Source organism: Wolbachia endosymbiont (group B) of Melanostoma mellinum, assembly GCF_947251465.1.
Lineage (GTDB): Bacteria > Pseudomonadota > Alphaproteobacteria > Rickettsiales > Anaplasmataceae > Wolbachia.
This window is the reverse complement of the sequence record NZ_OX366366.1, coordinates 1,390,898-1,407,922: the sequence shown is the minus strand read 5'-3', so window position 1 is coordinate 1,407,922 and position 17,025 is coordinate 1,390,898. Positions and strand designations below refer to the sequence as shown.

Annotated in this window: 18 protein-coding genes and 1 pseudogene; 4 read left to right on the top strand and 15 right to left on the bottom strand. The window is 33.4% G+C overall.

The features are described 5' to 3' along the window. The 4 genes and pseudogenes from bfr to OPR42_RS06545 all read right to left on the bottom strand — a co-directional run bounded on the left by bfr (nt 1) and on the right by OPR42_RS06545 (nt 2,434). The gene (bfr, locus tag OPR42_RS06560; protein WP_213863731.1) at nt 1–477 is read right to left on the bottom strand and encodes a bacterioferritin; all 477 of its coding nucleotides are present in this window, start codon (nt 475–477) and stop codon (nt 1–3) included. Between the two features lie 53 nt (nt 478–530). Continuing rightward, on the bottom strand, nt 531–1,004 hold the full coding sequence (locus OPR42_RS06555) for an RDD family protein (protein WP_064085312.1): 474 nt from the start codon (nt 1,002–1,004) through the stop codon (nt 531–533). Beyond that, complete coding sequence (locus OPR42_RS06550; protein WP_010401658.1) at nt 1,004–1,645, bottom strand: HAD family hydrolase; 642 nt, start codon at nt 1,643–1,645, stop codon at nt 1,004–1,006. Before OPR42_RS06550 ends, OPR42_RS06555 begins: the two co-directional genes overlap by 1 nt. 167 nt (nt 1,646–1,812) lie before the next feature. Next, nucleotides 1,813–2,434: pseudogene (locus OPR42_RS06545) on the bottom strand (IS6 family transposase). A gap of 292 nt (nt 2,435–2,726) precedes the next feature. Between OPR42_RS06545 and OPR42_RS06540 the strand changes: the two are divergent. After that, nucleotides 2,727–3,503 (top strand): enoyl-ACP reductase FabI, encoded by a 777-nt coding sequence (locus OPR42_RS06540; RefSeq protein WP_010406361.1) that lies wholly within the window; start codon nt 2,727–2,729, stop codon nt 3,501–3,503. A gap of 395 nt (nt 3,504–3,898) precedes the next feature. Here the strand turns inward: OPR42_RS06540 and OPR42_RS06535 are convergent, their stop codons facing one another. Continuing rightward, on the bottom strand, nt 3,899–5,080 hold the full coding sequence (locus tag OPR42_RS06535) for a hypothetical protein (protein WP_010406367.1): 1,182 nt from the start codon (nt 5,078–5,080) through the stop codon (nt 3,899–3,901). A gap of 118 nt (nt 5,081–5,198) precedes the next feature. On the opposite strand from OPR42_RS06535, the gene ychF reads away from it, so the two are divergent. After that, the gene (ychF, locus tag OPR42_RS06530; protein WP_010406370.1) at nt 5,199–6,293 is read left to right on the top strand and encodes a redox-regulated ATPase YchF; all 1,095 of its coding nucleotides are present in this window, start codon (nt 5,199–5,201) and stop codon (nt 6,291–6,293) included. A gap of 7 nt (nt 6,294–6,300) precedes the next feature. Here the strand turns inward: ychF and OPR42_RS06525 are convergent, their stop codons facing one another. The 3 genes from OPR42_RS06525 to glpX all read right to left on the bottom strand — a co-directional run bounded on the left by OPR42_RS06525 (nt 6,301) and on the right by glpX (nt 8,786). Then, the gene (locus OPR42_RS06525; protein WP_265042157.1) at nt 6,301–6,879 is read right to left on the bottom strand and encodes a hypothetical protein; all 579 of its coding nucleotides are present in this window, start codon (nt 6,877–6,879) and stop codon (nt 6,301–6,303) included. Further along, nucleotides 6,860–7,720: a hypothetical protein gene (locus tag OPR42_RS06520; protein WP_265042156.1), complete on the bottom strand. Its 861-nt coding sequence runs from the start codon at nt 7,718–7,720 to the stop codon at nt 6,860–6,862. Before OPR42_RS06520 ends, OPR42_RS06525 begins: the two co-directional genes overlap by 20 nt. 142 nt (nt 7,721–7,862) lie before the next feature. Continuing rightward, entirely contained in the window at nt 7,863–8,786 is a 924-nt protein-coding gene (glpX, locus tag OPR42_RS06515; protein ID WP_265042382.1) for a class II fructose-bisphosphatase, read from the bottom strand. 112 nt (nt 8,787–8,898) lie between these two features. On the opposite strand from glpX, the gene OPR42_RS06510 reads away from it, so the two are divergent. Next, nucleotides 8,899–9,744 (top strand): hypothetical protein, encoded by an 846-nt coding sequence (locus OPR42_RS06510; RefSeq protein WP_265042155.1) that lies wholly within the window; start codon nt 8,899–8,901, stop codon nt 9,742–9,744. Between the two features lie 144 nt (nt 9,745–9,888). On the opposite strand, the gene OPR42_RS06505 is transcribed toward OPR42_RS06510, so the two are convergent. The 5 genes from OPR42_RS06505 to secG form a co-directional block, all read right to left on the bottom strand. Continuing rightward, entirely contained in the window at nt 9,889–11,166 is a 1,278-nt protein-coding gene (locus tag OPR42_RS06505) for an IS4 family transposase (RefSeq protein ID WP_265041416.1), read from the bottom strand. Between the two features lie 333 nt (nt 11,167–11,499). Beyond that, a complete protein-coding gene (locus OPR42_RS06500) occupies nt 11,500–11,907 on the bottom strand; it encodes a nucleoside deaminase (RefSeq protein ID WP_010404879.1) in 408 nt (135 codons plus the stop codon). Nucleotides 11,908–11,924: 17 nt separating this feature from the next. After that, a complete protein-coding gene (locus tag OPR42_RS06495; protein ID WP_007302591.1) occupies nt 11,925–12,218 on the bottom strand; it encodes a hypothetical protein in 294 nt (97 codons plus the stop codon). Nucleotides 12,219–12,257: 39 nt separating this feature from the next. Continuing rightward, nucleotides 12,258–13,865: a CTP synthase gene (locus OPR42_RS06490; RefSeq protein ID WP_127464150.1), complete on the bottom strand. Its 1,608-nt coding sequence runs from the start codon at nt 13,863–13,865 to the stop codon at nt 12,258–12,260. Then, nucleotides 13,865–14,185 carry a preprotein translocase subunit SecG gene (secG, locus tag OPR42_RS06485; RefSeq protein ID WP_007302593.1) on the bottom strand — a complete coding sequence of 107 codons (321 nt, stop codon included), beginning with the start codon at nt 14,183–14,185 and terminating at the stop codon, nt 13,865–13,867. Before secG ends, OPR42_RS06490 begins: the two co-directional genes overlap by 1 nt. 116 nt (nt 14,186–14,301) lie before the next feature. On the opposite strand from secG, the gene OPR42_RS06480 reads away from it, so the two are divergent. Beyond that, nucleotides 14,302–14,826, top strand: a complete 525-nt coding sequence (locus OPR42_RS06480) for a gamma carbonic anhydrase family protein (RefSeq protein ID WP_010404888.1) — start codon at nt 14,302–14,304, stop codon at nt 14,824–14,826. Here the strand turns inward: OPR42_RS06480 and OPR42_RS06475 are convergent. Both OPR42_RS06475 and OPR42_RS06470 read right to left on the bottom strand, forming a co-directional pair. Further along, nucleotides 14,816–15,841 (bottom strand): hypothetical protein, encoded by a 1,026-nt coding sequence (locus OPR42_RS06475; RefSeq protein ID WP_265042154.1) that lies wholly within the window; start codon nt 15,839–15,841, stop codon nt 14,816–14,818. The two genes, OPR42_RS06480 and OPR42_RS06475, sit on opposite strands and share 11 nt — an antisense overlap. Before the next feature lie 227 nt (nt 15,842–16,068). Then, on the bottom strand, nt 16,069–16,818 hold the full coding sequence (locus OPR42_RS06470) for a hypothetical protein (protein WP_265042153.1): 750 nt from the start codon (nt 16,816–16,818) through the stop codon (nt 16,069–16,071). Nucleotides 16,819–17,025 lie beyond the last annotated feature (207 nt).

Genomic DNA, 17,025 nt, shown 5'->3' with positions numbered 1-17,025 from the left:
CTATATTTGTGTTCTCAAGTAATTTTCAATACCCATAAGCTCAATAAGGTCAATCTGTTCTTTGATCCAATGTAAGTGCTCTTCCTCATTTTTCAGTAGTCCTTCTAATAACATTACACTCACGAAATCCTTTTCTTTTTCAGCAACGGAAATTGCCTCTTTGATGCCCTTAATACCTTCTTCTTCTAAGTTAGAATTATCTTCTAAGATTTTCTGCATTGTATCTTTTGTGAACTTTCCTTCATACTTTGAGATTTTATTTGTATCTTGAAAATTTGGCATGCCCTTAAGCAGTAAAATTCTTTCTGCTAGCCTATTTGCATGCTCAAGTTCTTCATTAAGCTCGTTTTTCATCTTTTCTGCAAGTTTATTAATTCCGCTATTTTTAAGAATCGCAGAATGCAAAAGATACTGGCGTACAGAAGTCAGCTCATTTGTAAGTAATTTATTTAAATGTTCTACTATTTCTTTATTCATAACCTTTCTTTAGCTAATATACCAATGTAATCTACATAACAATCAAGGCAACATCAATTCATTTTTCTCACAACAATCGTATCAAATAGCACATCATGAAATGCCTGTTTCCTCTGAGAGAAGCAAGCAACTAAATACCAACTGAAGGTAAGCATCACTATAATCACTTCTAGTGTACTTAAAGCATTTACTGATGTTTGAAAAAGTTTGATAAAGGTGATAATTGAATTATTTAGCATAGGAAGGAAAAACTGAGAGATAGTGCGATCAAATGCTAAGCTCAAACCTATTTTAGAACTATCTAAAGTGATAGTATATATATTCATTAACTGTTGACCAGGAGTTGCTTGAGCTGTTGAAGATATAAAATATGTAAAGTATCCACAATTTATACACATGTATGACAGGTGTAAAATTAATGGAAAATCCCCTAATGACAACACAATTAGTAAGGTTGGAATTAATAAAATTGCTACATCTATTAAATATGCGCAAAAGCGCCTGTGTACACTAGCGATCTCTGTCATTACCACCTATCTTTCAAATACTTTACTATGAATTCTGTAAGTTTATTAAAATGTTGAAAATATAACAAATCTTCATAACCTCTTATTGATTGTCCGTATACAATAGGTAAGCAATTTGCATTTTGTGCACATAGAATATCTGTGATGCTGTCACCAACAAAAAACACATTTTCTCTATTTACAGGTAGCGTACTCTCCTCTAGTGCAAATAGCAGTGGAGTTGCAGATGGTTTATCTTCTGCAGTATCACATGATCCAACTATTCTTTCAAAGTAAGAATCTAGTTTAAAGTAGGCAACTTCTTGACGTAAATTAGTATTTTTCTTATTGCTAACTATCGCTAGGTAAATATTGTGGCTTTTCAGTGTCTGCAGCATTTTCTCTACTCCTTCATTCAGAGTAATATTTTGTAACAATGCATTATCTAGGTATTTTTGATATATCTGATTCGCTTTTTTCCACTGATCACCAAACAAATTGACCATGTAGCTCTTTCTTGATTCATGAGAATTTCTATCAACAACTTTACTGCCAGATCCCATCAAATCTAAAGTATGCTTAATGGCATTAGAAATATTATCTTGAGTATCAACTAAGGTATTATCCCAATCGAATACTACCGCTAATCGGCTATTTTTCATTTTTATATTGTGACGTATTTTAAACTAATAAGTAAATAATATTTTGATGATAAAGCTTCTATGTTAATCATTTTTACATAGTAACCTAATACACTGGTTATATTATATGGTTCTGTCGCATCTATAAACCATAGGAAAGAAGATCATTAAAGGTGGGATTATAGGAGTTATGAAGCCATTAATATAGCAAAATTCTCAAAAGTAGAAACATTATTTTAATAATTTGTCTTTTTTGAATCATACGAATATTTTCTATGCCTGTGATGGTAATCTTTGCGGAATGGAAGCTTTTAAACCCAAGCATTGGCTTTATTAGTTTTTTGATAAATCTATCAACAATATTATTTAGATATTTTATTTGAAGAACTGTAATCTTCAGAAATTTCTGCATTCAAATCATCAAGAGCAGCAGTATTACTGCCGCTTTTATCAATTACAATTTTCTCAGGAAGATAGTTACTCCTGAAGGCTTTATGAAAGAATGCAAGTGCTGCAGACTTGTCTCTACTAACACACAAGTCTACAGTATATAAATAAACCCATTTACCGTTTAATTTAATGTAAGTCTCTCCAACTACTACCAACCTGCTTCTTTCTTTTCCTTACTGCCTCATCTATCAGTGGTGATAACCCACCTTTGTAACGTAGCATTTTGCTCCCCTTATACTCATCATTTCTTCCAAATCTCGATAGCTCAAAGAGAATCGACATTTCATGTATACAGATAACATCCGCTGAAAAGCTAAATCCTTTGAAATATGGCAACAATTTTTGATTGATACGAAACATCTTTGCTTTTTTTTTAGACAATTATATCATTCTTCTTTCTACTTCCCTACAAATGCGACAGAACCGAAAATATTCGTATGATTCAAAAAAGACAAATTATTAAAATAATGTTTCTACTTTTGAGAATTTTGCTATGTTAATGGCTTCATAACTCCTATAATCCCACCTTTAATGATCTTCTTTCCTATGGTTTATAGATGCGACAGAACCTTTTTTATACGTTAGCTACAGTTAAAACATAATTGACTTTGCCTAGTTAATATTTCAAATTATAAAAAAGGCAAATAATTCTATGATATTGCAGGGCAAAAAAGGGTTAATAACCGGAATAATAAATAAGAGGTCAATAGCATATGGTATAGCACAGACCCTCTCAGAACATGGAGCTGAGCTTGCAATCACTTATCAAAATGAAACAATAAAAGAGAAATTATTACCAATAGCAAGTGAATTAAATGTAGAGTTAATATTGCACTGTAATGTTTCAAATGAGGAAACTATAGATAATGCTTTTAAGGAAATAAAGGAGAAGTGGGGTGCTATTGATTTTTTGGTACATGCAATAGCATTCTCCGATAAAAATGAGCTAAATGGTAAATATGTCAATACTTCACTAAACAACTTTATTAATGCAATGCATATATCGTGCTATTCTTTTACTGCTTTAGCGCAAAGAGCGGAAAAAATGATGTTAAATGGCGGTAGTTTACTTACTTTATCTTACTATGGTGCTGAAAAAGTTATGCCAAATTATAATGTGATGGGTTTATGTAAAGCAGCACTTGAAGCAAGTGTAAAATATATAGCATGTGATCTCGGACCACAGAACATCAGAGTAAATGCAATTTCTGCTGGTCCAATCAGAACTTTGGCATCTTCTGGAATAAGTGACTTTCACTCCATATCGGAATGGAATAGAAGTAATTCTCCACTTAGACGCAATGTTACAATAGAAGATGTTGGCAAGGCAGCACTATACTTATTAAGCGACCTGAGTAGTGGTACAACTGGAGAAATTTTACATGTTGATTCAGGGTATAATGTTGTGGGAATGAAGATAGTAGACTAATACAGTACTGCAGATGCATGTGAAGCCTGTGTTTTTTTGTTATCCGAGTAATTGACATTGGAGCCCAGTGTCAGCTACTCGAATGACAACATTTTTTAATTAAATCTCGCACATTAACCATAGAGTTATTATTTTATAAGTATTTGTTGCTGCTGATCTTCTATTTTTACTTCCTCCATTTGGGTTAAGGGATTGTGCGTGAGGGTTGCTCTTGAAGTTGCCTTGCAAGGAAAAAGTCTTTTTCCTCCCGATCTTGGAGTTGCTTTGCAAGCAAGAAATCCTATTGTTCTTGTGTTTGTTTTGCTAAGACTTTATTCTTATTAAGCAGTGGTTAAAAATGAGCATGGCTTTTATTATAGAATGCCCCCCTATAGAAGTATATAGACTATGAAGACTTATCTTACAGGTTGTGGTACTTGTTGTTGATAAAATGTTTTTTCTACACGTGCTTCTTCCACACTGCACCTTCTTGATAAGACTGGCTCCTCAAGGCATTTTATACGTTGCTGTACATCATTAATGCACTGCCCTATAACATCACCAATTTTTCCATCAGCATTTTTTGCCAATAACTCATCAAACTCCCTCTCAATCTCTACTCTCTCAGAGATATCCTTTGAAAGATCACAATATTCCAAAATTTCATCTATCTGAAGTTGTTTTGCTAATAGAAAGTCTTCTTGCTCCTGCTGCTGTTTTATTAACTCTTGAGTTACAATTTTAGCCCTAGAGTAATGATTTCCTTCAAGATATATTGTTTCTCTCTCTTTACTACCCCATAACTCGTCATTTAATTTATAACTCTCACGATTAAACATCTGATTTAGTTGATCATTGTTTATCATTTCAGGATTTGGTTCAAACTTTTGTTGTTTCTCTCTGCCGCTAACTTTACAATGGACATTAATTTCAATGTTAGCTAAAGAAGCTAATAATTGAATTTCTTCAATAAAAGGAAAATAACTTTTACTTTCTATTGCTTCTAGATAGGATTGATAGAGTTCAGGTTTGTCAAGAAATGAGCGTGTAATAAAATCACTGTTATATTCGGCATTATAGTCACTCTCACCAATGCCATCAAGAGCCTCTGCATATTCACTTAGATTAAGCACAGCTTGATTATGCGATATATTAAATTTGCTAACAGCTCTACTTACTAACCTCTTCACATTACCTTCAGCATTTTCAATTTTCCTATTTGTTTGCTTAACCAGACCCTTTATTTTATCAGACTTGCCAGTTAAATCCCCTGGCTTATTAAAAAACATATTAAAAACCTTTTCTAGCTGATCCTTTAAAGGAGCTGGCATACTTGGATCATCTAAAGACGTAAATCGACTTAAAAATTTGTGCCATTCCATTCTCATATCTTGCGCTCTTTCAGCTTTATATGTACCAGAACTGTTATCACCAAACACTGCATGAAAAAAGCAATTGCCATCACCTGCAGTATCATATTTAACTACTTGGTTATTAGAAGGTTCTTTTTCTACATTACTCTCTGAAGTCTTGCGTCCTTTAGCATTTTCAATACTGTCAAAACCATTTGGTAATTTCCGTTTTCTAAGCCCAACCATAATTTCTACCTTAATTCAAGCTATATGTTATTATATTAACTAACTTATTAATAAGTAACTAATTAGGTATAGCAAAAATTTTTTAATTATGCAATAATTAAGGCTTTAAATAGCAAATATGAGCTTTAACTGTGGTATAGTTGGGTTACCAAATATAGGAAAATCAACTTTATTTAATGCACTTACAGAGTCAAGTGCAGCTGAAGCTGCAAATTATCCTTTTTGCACAATCGAGCCAAATGTTGGCAAAGTGCCAATACGAGATCAGCGTTTGAAACAAATTGCCTCGATTGCTCACTCGGGGAAAATAATCTACAATCAACTGGAAGTTGTCGATATTGCCGGCTTGGTTAAGGGTGCGAGCAAGGGTGAAGGACTAGGAAATAAATTTTTGAGTCATATCAGAGAAGTTGATGCCATTGTTCATCTGCTCAGGTGCTTTACGGATGACGATATCAGCCATGTAAACAGTAAAATAGATCCAATATCAGATGCTGAAATAGTGGAAATGGAGTTAATTCTAGCTGATATTGATAGCATAGAAAAAAGGCTTCCTCAATTGGAAAAGAAAGCAAAGCAAGGTGATAAAGAGCTAAAGAGACAACTTGAATTAATGCAAGAGGTATTAGCTACTTTAAAATTAGGTAAACCGGCAAGAAGCTTGGAGAATATCGATGAAGATGAGATGAAGTTGCTTCAATTGCTAACAACAAAGCCTGTTATGTATGTATGCAATGTTGAAGATACGAATATCATAACTGGTAATGAACTATCTAAAAGGGTGGAAAAAATGGCGGAAGAAAATAAAAGCAAATTTTATTGTATTTCAGCGAAACTTGAAGCAGATATTGCAAATCTTGATAGTGAAGAGGAAAAACAGAATTTTTTATCAGAATTTGGCTTACAAGAATCAGGACTTGATGGAGTAGCACGTATTATGTATGAAGTGCTAAGTATGATAACTTTTTTTACTGTGGGCCCCAAAGAAGCACGTGCATGGCCAATAAAGATAGGATCAACAGCTGACAAAGCAGCAGGTGTAATTCACACTGATTTTGAAAAGGGCTTTATAAAAGCAGAAACCATAAGCTTTGAAGACTATATAAAATATGGAAGCGAATTAGCTTGCAAAGATGCAGGGAAAATTCGCTTCGAAGGCAGAGATTATATCGTGCAAGATGGCGATATAATGCACTTTAGGTTTAATGTGTAGTATACATCTAACTACCAAAGTACCCGGGAGTCCAGCCTTTCTTTATGGCTTCCTCTTCGCTGATCTCATCTAGTTCCACGTCATGGAGAATGGAGCTAGGTGTTGTAACAACTTCTTTCCCCTGTGGTTGTATATTCTTCTCCTCCTCACATAATACGTTCTCCAGACATTCTTCTAAAAATTCATATAAAGCTTGATTTTCTATAAGCATATCCTTATTTTGCTTAGCTAATTCTAAAATTTCCCTTACTTGAACATCTTTACCATTAATAGTTACCTGACCAATCTCAATATTACTAGGATTTGCATTTAAACTAATAAAGCAGTCAACAGAATTACCTTTCTCATCTTCTGCACTCCACCTAATTTTCATGTTGCATGTTGCATCTTTTGCAAAGCGGTAATTTCTTTTTCCATTATCATTCTTCTCAACCGTTGCTATTCTTTTATCGTTACTGTATATTTCTACTATCTTTACCTCATTTTTATTTCTTTCCATCCCTTCAATTTTGTCAGTGAAAAGACGGCTGATTTCTAAGCTACACCCAGGCTTAGAAATATTAATACTAAAGAGAACGTTTTGCATATGCGCATGGCACATAACATCCATCAAAAAAGGCAACTGCACTATCAGTTTTGAGAAATTCCTGTCCGTTACTCATCCCTTCTTCGACTCGAAGAAGATATCTACCCAACCTCTTTTTAAAATTCTTTCGCTTGTCTTCAGGAATAGACTTTTCATTCAATATACTTATTATTTCTTTTTGCTTACTTAATACTACATAATTAAAAAGGAAAATGTTCTTATTCCATCGATAATAATTCGCTATTTTGTCAAATGGATCTGCAGGCCAGCCTTTATTATAATTTACGTTATCCTTATCATCTTTACACAAATTATCCTTAAGGCCAAAATTCAATTTTCTAAAATCTGATAATACTTCTTCTACCCTATCTTCAAAAAATTGAAGTTTATTTTGAAATTCTTTCCCATAATTCATTTTCTCATTTATTTTAAGAAGATATTCACTAAATTTCTTCCTAAAATTTTCTTGATCTTTGTGGGCAAGCCTCTGATCTAATATATCTGTTATGTATTTTCGCTTATTCAATATTACGTAGTTAAAAAGGTCACTTTTTTTCCTCCTTTCATAATCTTCTGCTATTTCGTTAAAACACTCATTACTGTTCTTAAAATCCAATTTTTCGAAGTCTTGGAGCACGTTTTTTACATCATCCTCACTAAATTGAAGATTTGTTTGAGGAGACACGTCAGTTCTACTTTGATCATCAAGTTGAGGATTTTTTTTAGTAGATTGGACTAATAAACTTTCTGTGCTGTTAGAGAAAGAATGATTATTTTCTTCAGATTGAGAACTTTTCTTTTTAGACGTATTCGTAAAAAAATTAGTTAGTGAACTAAACATTAAGCACCTCTTAGTATTACTATTTAACTATAACTTAATGCCAAATGTTGTAAAGCTAAAATTAATATGTAAATTCATTTTTTTAAGACAATTATAAGTATCTTCCTTCTATAAAATTTTATAATTAGCATATAACAAATGTTTAAGATATTGATTTTGTTTGTATTTTTATTACTTTACCAGGCAATATTATTAATGAATTAGTCAGACAAATATCTTGGCCAAACTTTACTCCATCCACAAACTCTCCATTTGTTACTCCAGTTGCAATGAACACTGATTTACTTCTTGCCATGTCTTTCACGGTGTAGATTTTTTCTGGGTCAGTGATATTCAAATTTTTTGCTCTTTCTTTTAATTGATCCGTGTCAAATATTAATCTTCCTTCTATCTGCCCACCGATTGAGCTTAGCGCTGCTGCTGCAAGCACTCCTTCTGGAGCTCCTCCTGTGCCGATATACATATCGTGATTGCCATTTATTAGCGAAACTATGGCTGCAACATCACCATCATCTATTAATTTCACTTTTGCTCCTAGCTTCCTAATTTTTGCTATTAATTCATCATGTCTTTCACGTTTAAGTACAGTTACTATAAGATCACTTGCTTTACATCCTTTTGCCTTGGCTAAATTGTCCAGATTCTTCTCAATCCTATTTTTTAATGAGACTACACCCTCTGGGAGATTTTTTCCCACTGCTATCTTTTCCATATAAACATCAGGTGCATGTAAAAAATTACCTTTTTTTGTTGCAGCAAGAACAGACATTGCCCCTTGTTTATAATGAGCGCAAATCGTAGTGCCTTCAAGTGGATCAACAGCGATGTCAATCTCAGGGCCACTTCCTGTGCCAACTTTTTCTCCGATATATAGCATCGGTGCTTCGTCCCTCTCCCCTTCCCCAATCACAATTGTACCATTTATTTCCATTGAGTTTAGCACCGTACGCATTGCATCAACTGCAACCTGATCGGCCTTTTTTTCATTACCAAGGCCTGCCAATTTATATGCAGCAAGTGCTGCAGCTTCGGTTACTTTCACTAACTTATAGGCTAAATCTTCTATCATTTGCTCGAGAATCATAAATCAATATATATCATGCCATTTGATACTGCAAGATTACTTGACTGAATAATGAAAAAGAATAAGCGTATAGCAATAATAGTAAGATTTGAATATGATCGGTAATTTAACTTATGAAGATGTAAAGAAATTTGTAACTGATAATCCTAATATAGCTGCTCAGGAATTTGGTGAGAAGCTAAAACAAAGTGGGCCAACAGATGCAAAGATTTGTGATTTGTTTATGGATATTCTCCGCTCAGGGAAAAGCAGTATTTTAAATGATTATGATACATTTCTAAAAATTGTTGAATTGCTCGCAAAGTCAAATATTAAAATTGATATTGGAGATACTACTTCTAAAACTGTATTAGATTACGCTGTGTCAGGTGAAAAACCTAACGTTATAAAGATATTTTTGGATAGCGATAAATTTGATCAAGAAAGAAAATCGAATGCTTTGTTGACCGCCGTTAATGAAGGTAAAGTTCAAGAGTTTGAGATATTTTTAGATTACATAGATCATACGAAAATACTAGAGGTTCTTAACACAGCTCCTCACAATGAGAGCACTGAAGTTATGAAGATACTCTTGAATAACAAAAGATTTACTGGAGAAGAGAAAGTTCAGGCTTTGAGTAATGCCTCTGTAGATGGCGACCTACCAAAAGTTAAGTTACTTTTAAAGTACATGACAGGTATACCAGAAGATGGTATAAGAAATCTTCTAAAAATAATTGAAGAAGGGAAATTATCACTCAGAGAACAACTTCAAATAGATTCTGAGTTTAAAGTCGACTTCAGCAATTCTGATCACAATAAATATCTCTCAAGCTGTGTAATAATTGCACTGCTTAGATCAGCAATAAACAAGAAGCAAAACACACCTGATGGAGCGGAGTCCAATGTCACTGCCATTAAGTTAAGGGAAAGAGAAGTTAAGATTGGACAAAAAATTTGAAGTGATTGATAATTATGGTAAATACTAGGGTGAATTTTTAAGAAAAGGGAGTCTGAAAAGTGCAAGTTATTTAAAAAAGTAATAATTGCAGGTTATTTTGCAAAGAATGTACTAATGCAATGATACTGAAAAGATATCTTGAATTTAAAACACATGTTTTCTAGCTCTTTTCTGGTAGTTGAGTGAACGAATATCAGATATCTTATGACGATCAACTCTTCTCCCTTTTCTCACCACTAAAGTGTTCATCAAAAATAACTGTGATAGTCGATACATAATGCAGTCTATGTCTGACTCTGTAGAAAAAATATCAAAGGCTAAGTTTTTAATCGCATTAAATGAGACAGATTTATTGATGCTTTTTTTTAGTTTACTATTCTGTGAGCTCAATGTCTCTTCATCATCTTCTATCATGATACTTTCTAGATTACTGATGAAGATAGTTGACCAAAAATCCTGCTTGATAGTTTCAATACTTTTTCCTGTGAAATTCTCTAAATTTAATCTTCCCTTCAGCCTAGAAAAAAATGTTTCTACTCCCCAGCGCAAGTAATATAATCTCTCAAACTCTTCAACTGTAAAACGTTTCTCATCTAACAGAGATGTTACTAACACTTCAACTTCGCCAGAAGAAAGTATTATTTTGACTAACCTGAATTTCATCTCATCAGGTAATCCTAGCTTTCGTAGCTGTCTTGCTACTTTAATAGGTGCGGTAGACACTACCACCGTACTAGATGGGCTTTCCGGCTTAAACATAGTGTTTATTTCATTGAAAGACGAACTTGAACAGCGAATTATATAATTGATTTTCCTTCCTGTAAGCTCAGCAAGAAATCGATAAGATACGTATCCTCTATCACAGATTAACAAATCGTCTGATTTTATGGATTCAAGCATACCGATTGCTAAATCAACCTCATAGCTGTCACCTCTACTTAGCACAGATTTTATTGCAATATTATTTAGCACATCGTAGCAAACTTCAAAGGTTGCACTTGTATAGTCTTCAAATCTCTGGATTCCATTCCATACTGCTCTTGAGCCAAACTCACCTATTATTTTGTCGCTCTTTGGCAGAATCAGTATTGAAGCATCAAATGCAAGTACTCTGAAGCCATGGTGGGTTTTAAATTCCTGATCTTGGTAGTATAGGGAAACTATATCATCATTTAACTCTGAAAACGCAGTATGTTTTAGCTTCTTTCTTGCTTGAGTAAATGCACTTGCCGTAATTGTATAATCTTTTCTTGTATGCAGAACAAACTCATTAAGCATCACTTGTAATGACTTTACACTCTTTCTAAAAATCAGGAGAAATACATTAACGAAGGGCAGCTTTCTTTTTCGTGAGAAGTCTTTTGAGGATGCTCTGTGTGCGTTTATAAAGTTTAAACTCATCAATTTATTTTTTATAAACATGATTATTCTTTTTTTTACTCATGTCATTACTTCTTTTAATTTGTGAATCTTACCTGATTTTATAATACAGTTCATCACTTTTCCTTAACTTAATGGCAGTGAGAAATGGACTATGCCTATACATGATTGGGCTTTTACTATCTCTCAACTTGATATCTTTTTTCCTGGTAGGTTAAAAATCGATTTGACACAGTTTATTTAACACTCCCTGCAACGGAGTTATCGTAATAACACCCCTTATGTACGTTGCATGAGCAAATTGGTCAAATATACGAAAGAGTTATAATACAGATTTTACTCAAAAAATATTGAAACAATCTCACACATCTTAAACTAAGTTCTCAATTTCTCAAAGAAATCTTTTAACAAAAGAGAACATTTTGTTTCTAATATTCCACCATAAACTTCAGGTATGTGGTTACAGAATTGAAATATTCTAGTGCCGTTTTCAACTCCTCCACCTTTGGGATTGTAAGCCCCGAAGTACAGACGTTTAATTTTTGCAAAAGAGATAGCTTGAGCGCACATCGGGCACGGCTCTAACGTTACGTACATTTCAGCTTCATAAAGCGTGGAAGTTGAAAATGCTTGTCTAATTGTTAACATTTCTGCATGTGCAGTTGGATCATTAGATATATTGTGTGCAGAGGAGATGATATTGTTTCCATTAACTATTACAGCACCTATTGGCACTTCGCCATCTTTCTGAGCAAGTTTTGCTTGCTCTATGGCAAGTTCCATGTATTGGTACTTAAACATTAGGTGCTTGGGTAAATATAATTTTCTTTTCTTGGCTTTTCTATTTTTTCTAGGTTATAGAATTCACTAAGGACTATTGTCCTTTTTACAAGGCTATCTATTTCTCGCTTTAAATATTTTTTTATTTCTTCTACCGATTTTAGTTCGTTTATAGCTACAACTACTTCTTCCATTATATCCTCTATAATTTGATCCTCCTCTAATTTATATATTATTTGTTCTACATGCCTATTCAATTCCTCGAAGGTCGCAGATCCATATGTAATGCTATCTTTACTATTTCTTAGTAACATTTTTTACCTCTCTATTAGAATAGAGTTTATTCAGTTCTATTAAACTCTATTGTCAATAGCTGCCTTAATAAATGATGTAAAGAGAGGATGAGGAGAAAATGGTCTTGATTGAAATTCTGGATGAAATTGCACACCAATAAACCATGAGTGATTTTTTAGCTCCACTGCCTCTATGCATGTTTTATCTTCTGATATACCACTGCATATCATTCCATTCTCTTCTAAGTTATTTTTATAATCTAAATTAACTATATATCTGTGTCTGTGTCTTTCTGAAATAGTGACACTACTATACACATTTGCCATTTTTGAATTTGGATTTACATTACACTTGTATGTTCCAAGTCTCATGGTTCCACCAAGATCAACGTTCTTACCATCAGCGAGCTTGATGATTGGGTGTTTGCAAGTATAAAATTCTTCAGAGTGTACATCTTCAAGCTTAATAACGTTACGAGCAAATTCAATCACTGCAAGCTGCATACCAAGACATATTCCTAAAAAAGGAATGTTATTTACACGGGCATAGTTTATTGCTAATATTTTACCTTCTATTCCGTTATCACCAAATCCTCCTGGAACAAGGACTGAATTAGAGCTTTGTAATTTTTCTCTGATAAACTTTGCATCTATAGATTTTCCATTCTCTTCTCTTGAGTTGACCCAATTTATCTTCACTCTAGCTTTATTACTAATTGCACCATGGTTTAATGCTTCAATCAGTGATTTATATGCGTCAGGAAATTCAGTATATTTTCCTACTATGGAAACGATAACTTCTTGTGTTGGATGTCTCATAGAGTGTACTATTTGGTCCCATTCAGGTAAGCTTGGTTTTGGCTTACTTAAGTGAAAGTGATCCAAAATTTGTGTCCCGAGCCCACATTGATTATACAAGGACGGTAACTCGTATATATGGTTTACATCAGGAGCAGGTATTACGTTAGATAAAGAAACATTGCAAAGATTGGCTATCTTTTCTTTTTGATTATCGGAAATTTCTTTTTCACTGCGACATAATATAATATCTGGTTGTAACCCCGCAGAGTTTAACTCTCGAACTGAATGCTGTGTCGGTTTTGTCTTTAATTCTTGTGCTGCAGTGAGATATGGTATTAAAGTTAAGTGAATAAGGATAACTTTTTGCTTTCCTAGTTTATAATTAACTTGGCGTATAGCTTCCAAAAACGGTTGGCTTTCAATATCACCTACGGTTCCGCCTATTTCGCATATTACAAAATCTAAATCTTCTGTACCATTAAAAATGAAAGATTTGATTAAATCTGTCACATGAGGAATGATTTGCACAGTTTTGCCTAGATAATCACCACACCTTTCCTTCTTTAATAATTTATTATATACTTTACCAGTTGTTATATTGTCGTCCTTGGTTGCTTTAATTTTAGTAAAACGCTCGTAATGTCCAAGGTCTAAATCAGTTTCAGCACCATCCTCAGTAACAAATACTTCCCCGTGCTGAGCTGGGCTCATTGTTCCAGGATCAATGTTGAGATATGGGTCAAGCTTTCTGATGCGAACATTGAATCCATGAGCTTGAAGAAGTGCTCCCACACTTGAAGCAACTAAACCCTTACCAAGTGATGAAACAACTCCACCTGTAACAAAGATAAACTTGGTTTCTTTCATTAATTTTCAAATGGAACAGAAGTTGATTGGCCTTCTTGCTTCTTTTCTGATATAATCTTCTCTGCAATTGATTTTTTATGTACATCTTTTGAACATAATCCTGATAGTAACAGTGTATTTATAATGAACAGCCCAGCAACTATAGAAGTTATTCTACTGAGTGGATTTTCAGAAGACTTTACCGGAATTATTGAATTCATTCCCTGTTGTGAATTACTAAAGCCACTTAATGAACTACTTCCAGGTGGCTGCAGGAGCACTAAAATTACCAATACAACAACTAATATTATTTGAAGTACACTAAGTACTGTTACTGACATTATAAATAGAGCTAAAAATAAAGATTTTAGGAGCATAAGGATCATAAGTCAAGAATATCTTTACCCGAGTAACTTGACTACTGGAACCCAAGTATGTATTAAACCTTATTTAAATTATGAGCTATCACATTCTAAAATACAAAGATTATGAACCAAAAATGGATGAAAGTTCTTTTATCGCAGATGGTGTGCGTATTATAGGTAACGTTGAAATAGGAAGGAATGCGAGTATCTGGTTTAATTGTGTGATCAGAGGAGATGTTGGATCAATCGAAATAGGTGATGAAACGAATATTCAAGATGGCACCGTAATTCATGTAGATAGAAATCCAGGCGGTGACACGATTATTGGTAGTATGGTGACGGTTGGACATTTTTGTGTGTTACATGCATGCACGATACATGATAAAGCATTTATTGGTATGGGCTCTGTTATAATGGATCATGCGATTGTCGAGTCTGAAGCTATGGTAGCTGCTGGTTCACTGGTGACACATGGAAAAGTGATAAAAAGTGGTGAAGTATGGGCTGGCAGGCCAGCACAATTCTTCAAAAAAATGTCAAATGAAGAAATAAAACATATTACACAATCTGCACAAAATTATATCATGCTGATGAAAGAATATAAGGCTATATGCTAGGTTGAGAAATCTTCAGCTCTGATGCACATTCTACGTTAACTACTTCAAAAGTTTCTTCAACTATATAATGCTTATCAATATAAGCTTCTTCAACTCTAGGAATATGCTGATTAATAAAACTACCTCTGACTAGAATATCCTTTATTGGCCAGTTTGTTTCTGTTGGAGTACCTGATAGCATAGCTGCATATTGTGCTTTTGCTGATTTTAGAGAAAAAGACATAATATTGTTTAAGTTAAGAAAGAAATTTACACGACTCCTGCAGTATTTAAGCGATTTGCCCACTGGATAATATGGTATTTCACCTACAACCTTTCTTATTAACCAATTGCACTCTTTGGTAAGTATGCTTGCTTCTTTTGGAACTTGTAGCGGTATTATAATATCATTGCTAATTCTATTTTCCTCTTGAGAAAAAAGTTCGGTGTAAGCTCCTTTTTTTCTGTGTTTCTCAAAATACTTAGGAAAATAAATATTGAGATATTCAGAGTGTAATTCTATTCGATTTTTCTGATCATTTTCTAAGATAAACGTATATTTATCACCATTTTGCTTAAGTTCGCATAACTTAAATTTACTAAGGTCAGAGTCTGGAAATGGCTTTTCAATTTCAAAAGCAAGTGTAAGAGTGTGCGTTGTGTGATCAAATTCATTTTTTTCTTGTAGACCATCTTGTAGACTATAGTACTTATTTTTTTCATACTCTTTTCCTTCTATGTTAGCACTCACTTCCTCTTCATCCAAATTTTCAATAGCATCAAAAAATTCTTCTTCATCCAGATCTCTTTCTTTTTCACCTGGCTCTTGTTCTTTCAGAGAATCATACCATACATCCTCTTCATTAACTTTCGCCTCTATTGTATTTTCTACACTTATTTTTCTTGTATGATCATTTCCATTGCTAGCAGTTGTTTGATAATGTGTATCGTTAGTTTGAAAAAAGCTCTTTACTTTTGATATTAAGCTAATCCATGAAAGTCTGACTTGATTAAGTAGCCATTTAAAACTCTTCATTGTTTTACCCCAATCTAATTACTAAAAATTGTAACAGAATAAATTAAATATGTCAATAAGATACACAAATTGTACTAACTGGGAATTAGTGGCAGCACTTAACATCTGTGTAAATTTTGACATAGGCGTTTTCTGCATTTTAACCAAATCAGTAAGGAGAACACCATTGATATTCTCCTTTTAGAAGCAACTTGAATAAAACTGATAAAGTTTGAATTAAAGTGTGATTAGGAAAGTGAGTGATGAGAACTCTTTATTTGGACTTCTTTTGATTCATCTATTTTAGTATTAGGTCTTAGTGCTGCATATGTAGTACCACCAGCTACGAGTGCAGATGATGTAGCTATGCCAATTATTGCTAACATACTTAGTCTAGTTGTATGTTCAAGTATAGTACTTGCTACCAGCCCAACAGCAAGACCAACACCAATAACAGCAGTGTACAACATTCTAGGATTATTTGAATTAGGCATATAGCTCACTAACTCTCTGCAACACTTTTCTGATTCTTTCTTTATGTCCTCGAGCTTATTTAGATCTTCTTCTTCTATTTTAGCATTTAATTCTAGTTTCTTACATAATTCTTGCATTTCTTTTACTTGTTTTTCTAATTTTTTTAAAAAATTTATTATTTTTGTTCCTTGTAATTTTATTATTGTTTCCTTAAGTAGTAACGTTGATATTGGCATTGCTATTTCTTCTATCTCTTTTTCTGTTTTCCTTTCCAATTCCACTACTTTTTCTATTCCTTCGTCTGATATTTCAGTGTCTTTTTTTAGTTCTATTTCAAACTTTCTTTTTTTTAACTCTGATTTTGCTTCTTGTAATGATTCTAATGCATTCCATAGCTTTTCACCAGAATTCCGACTCCGTTTTGGTGACATTTGTTGACTACTTTTGGACTTTTTTGGTGACATAAGCTGAAATTTAATTTCTTTGAGCTTTCTTGCGCTTTCACCTGCATTTACTTTAGCCATAATAAACCTCGCATATTAAATAATGCTATTACATAATATCTTTAAAGCTCAAGGTCAAATAGTATCTTTACATAATATAAATCATAAACAGAAAATTTTAGTGTAAATTGCCATATTTACTTTGTGCTACGGTTTGAGATAGAATAACAACTTGCTTCAAATATGGAAAGGCAGTACAACTCTATAATCAAGTTACTGAACTCTCAT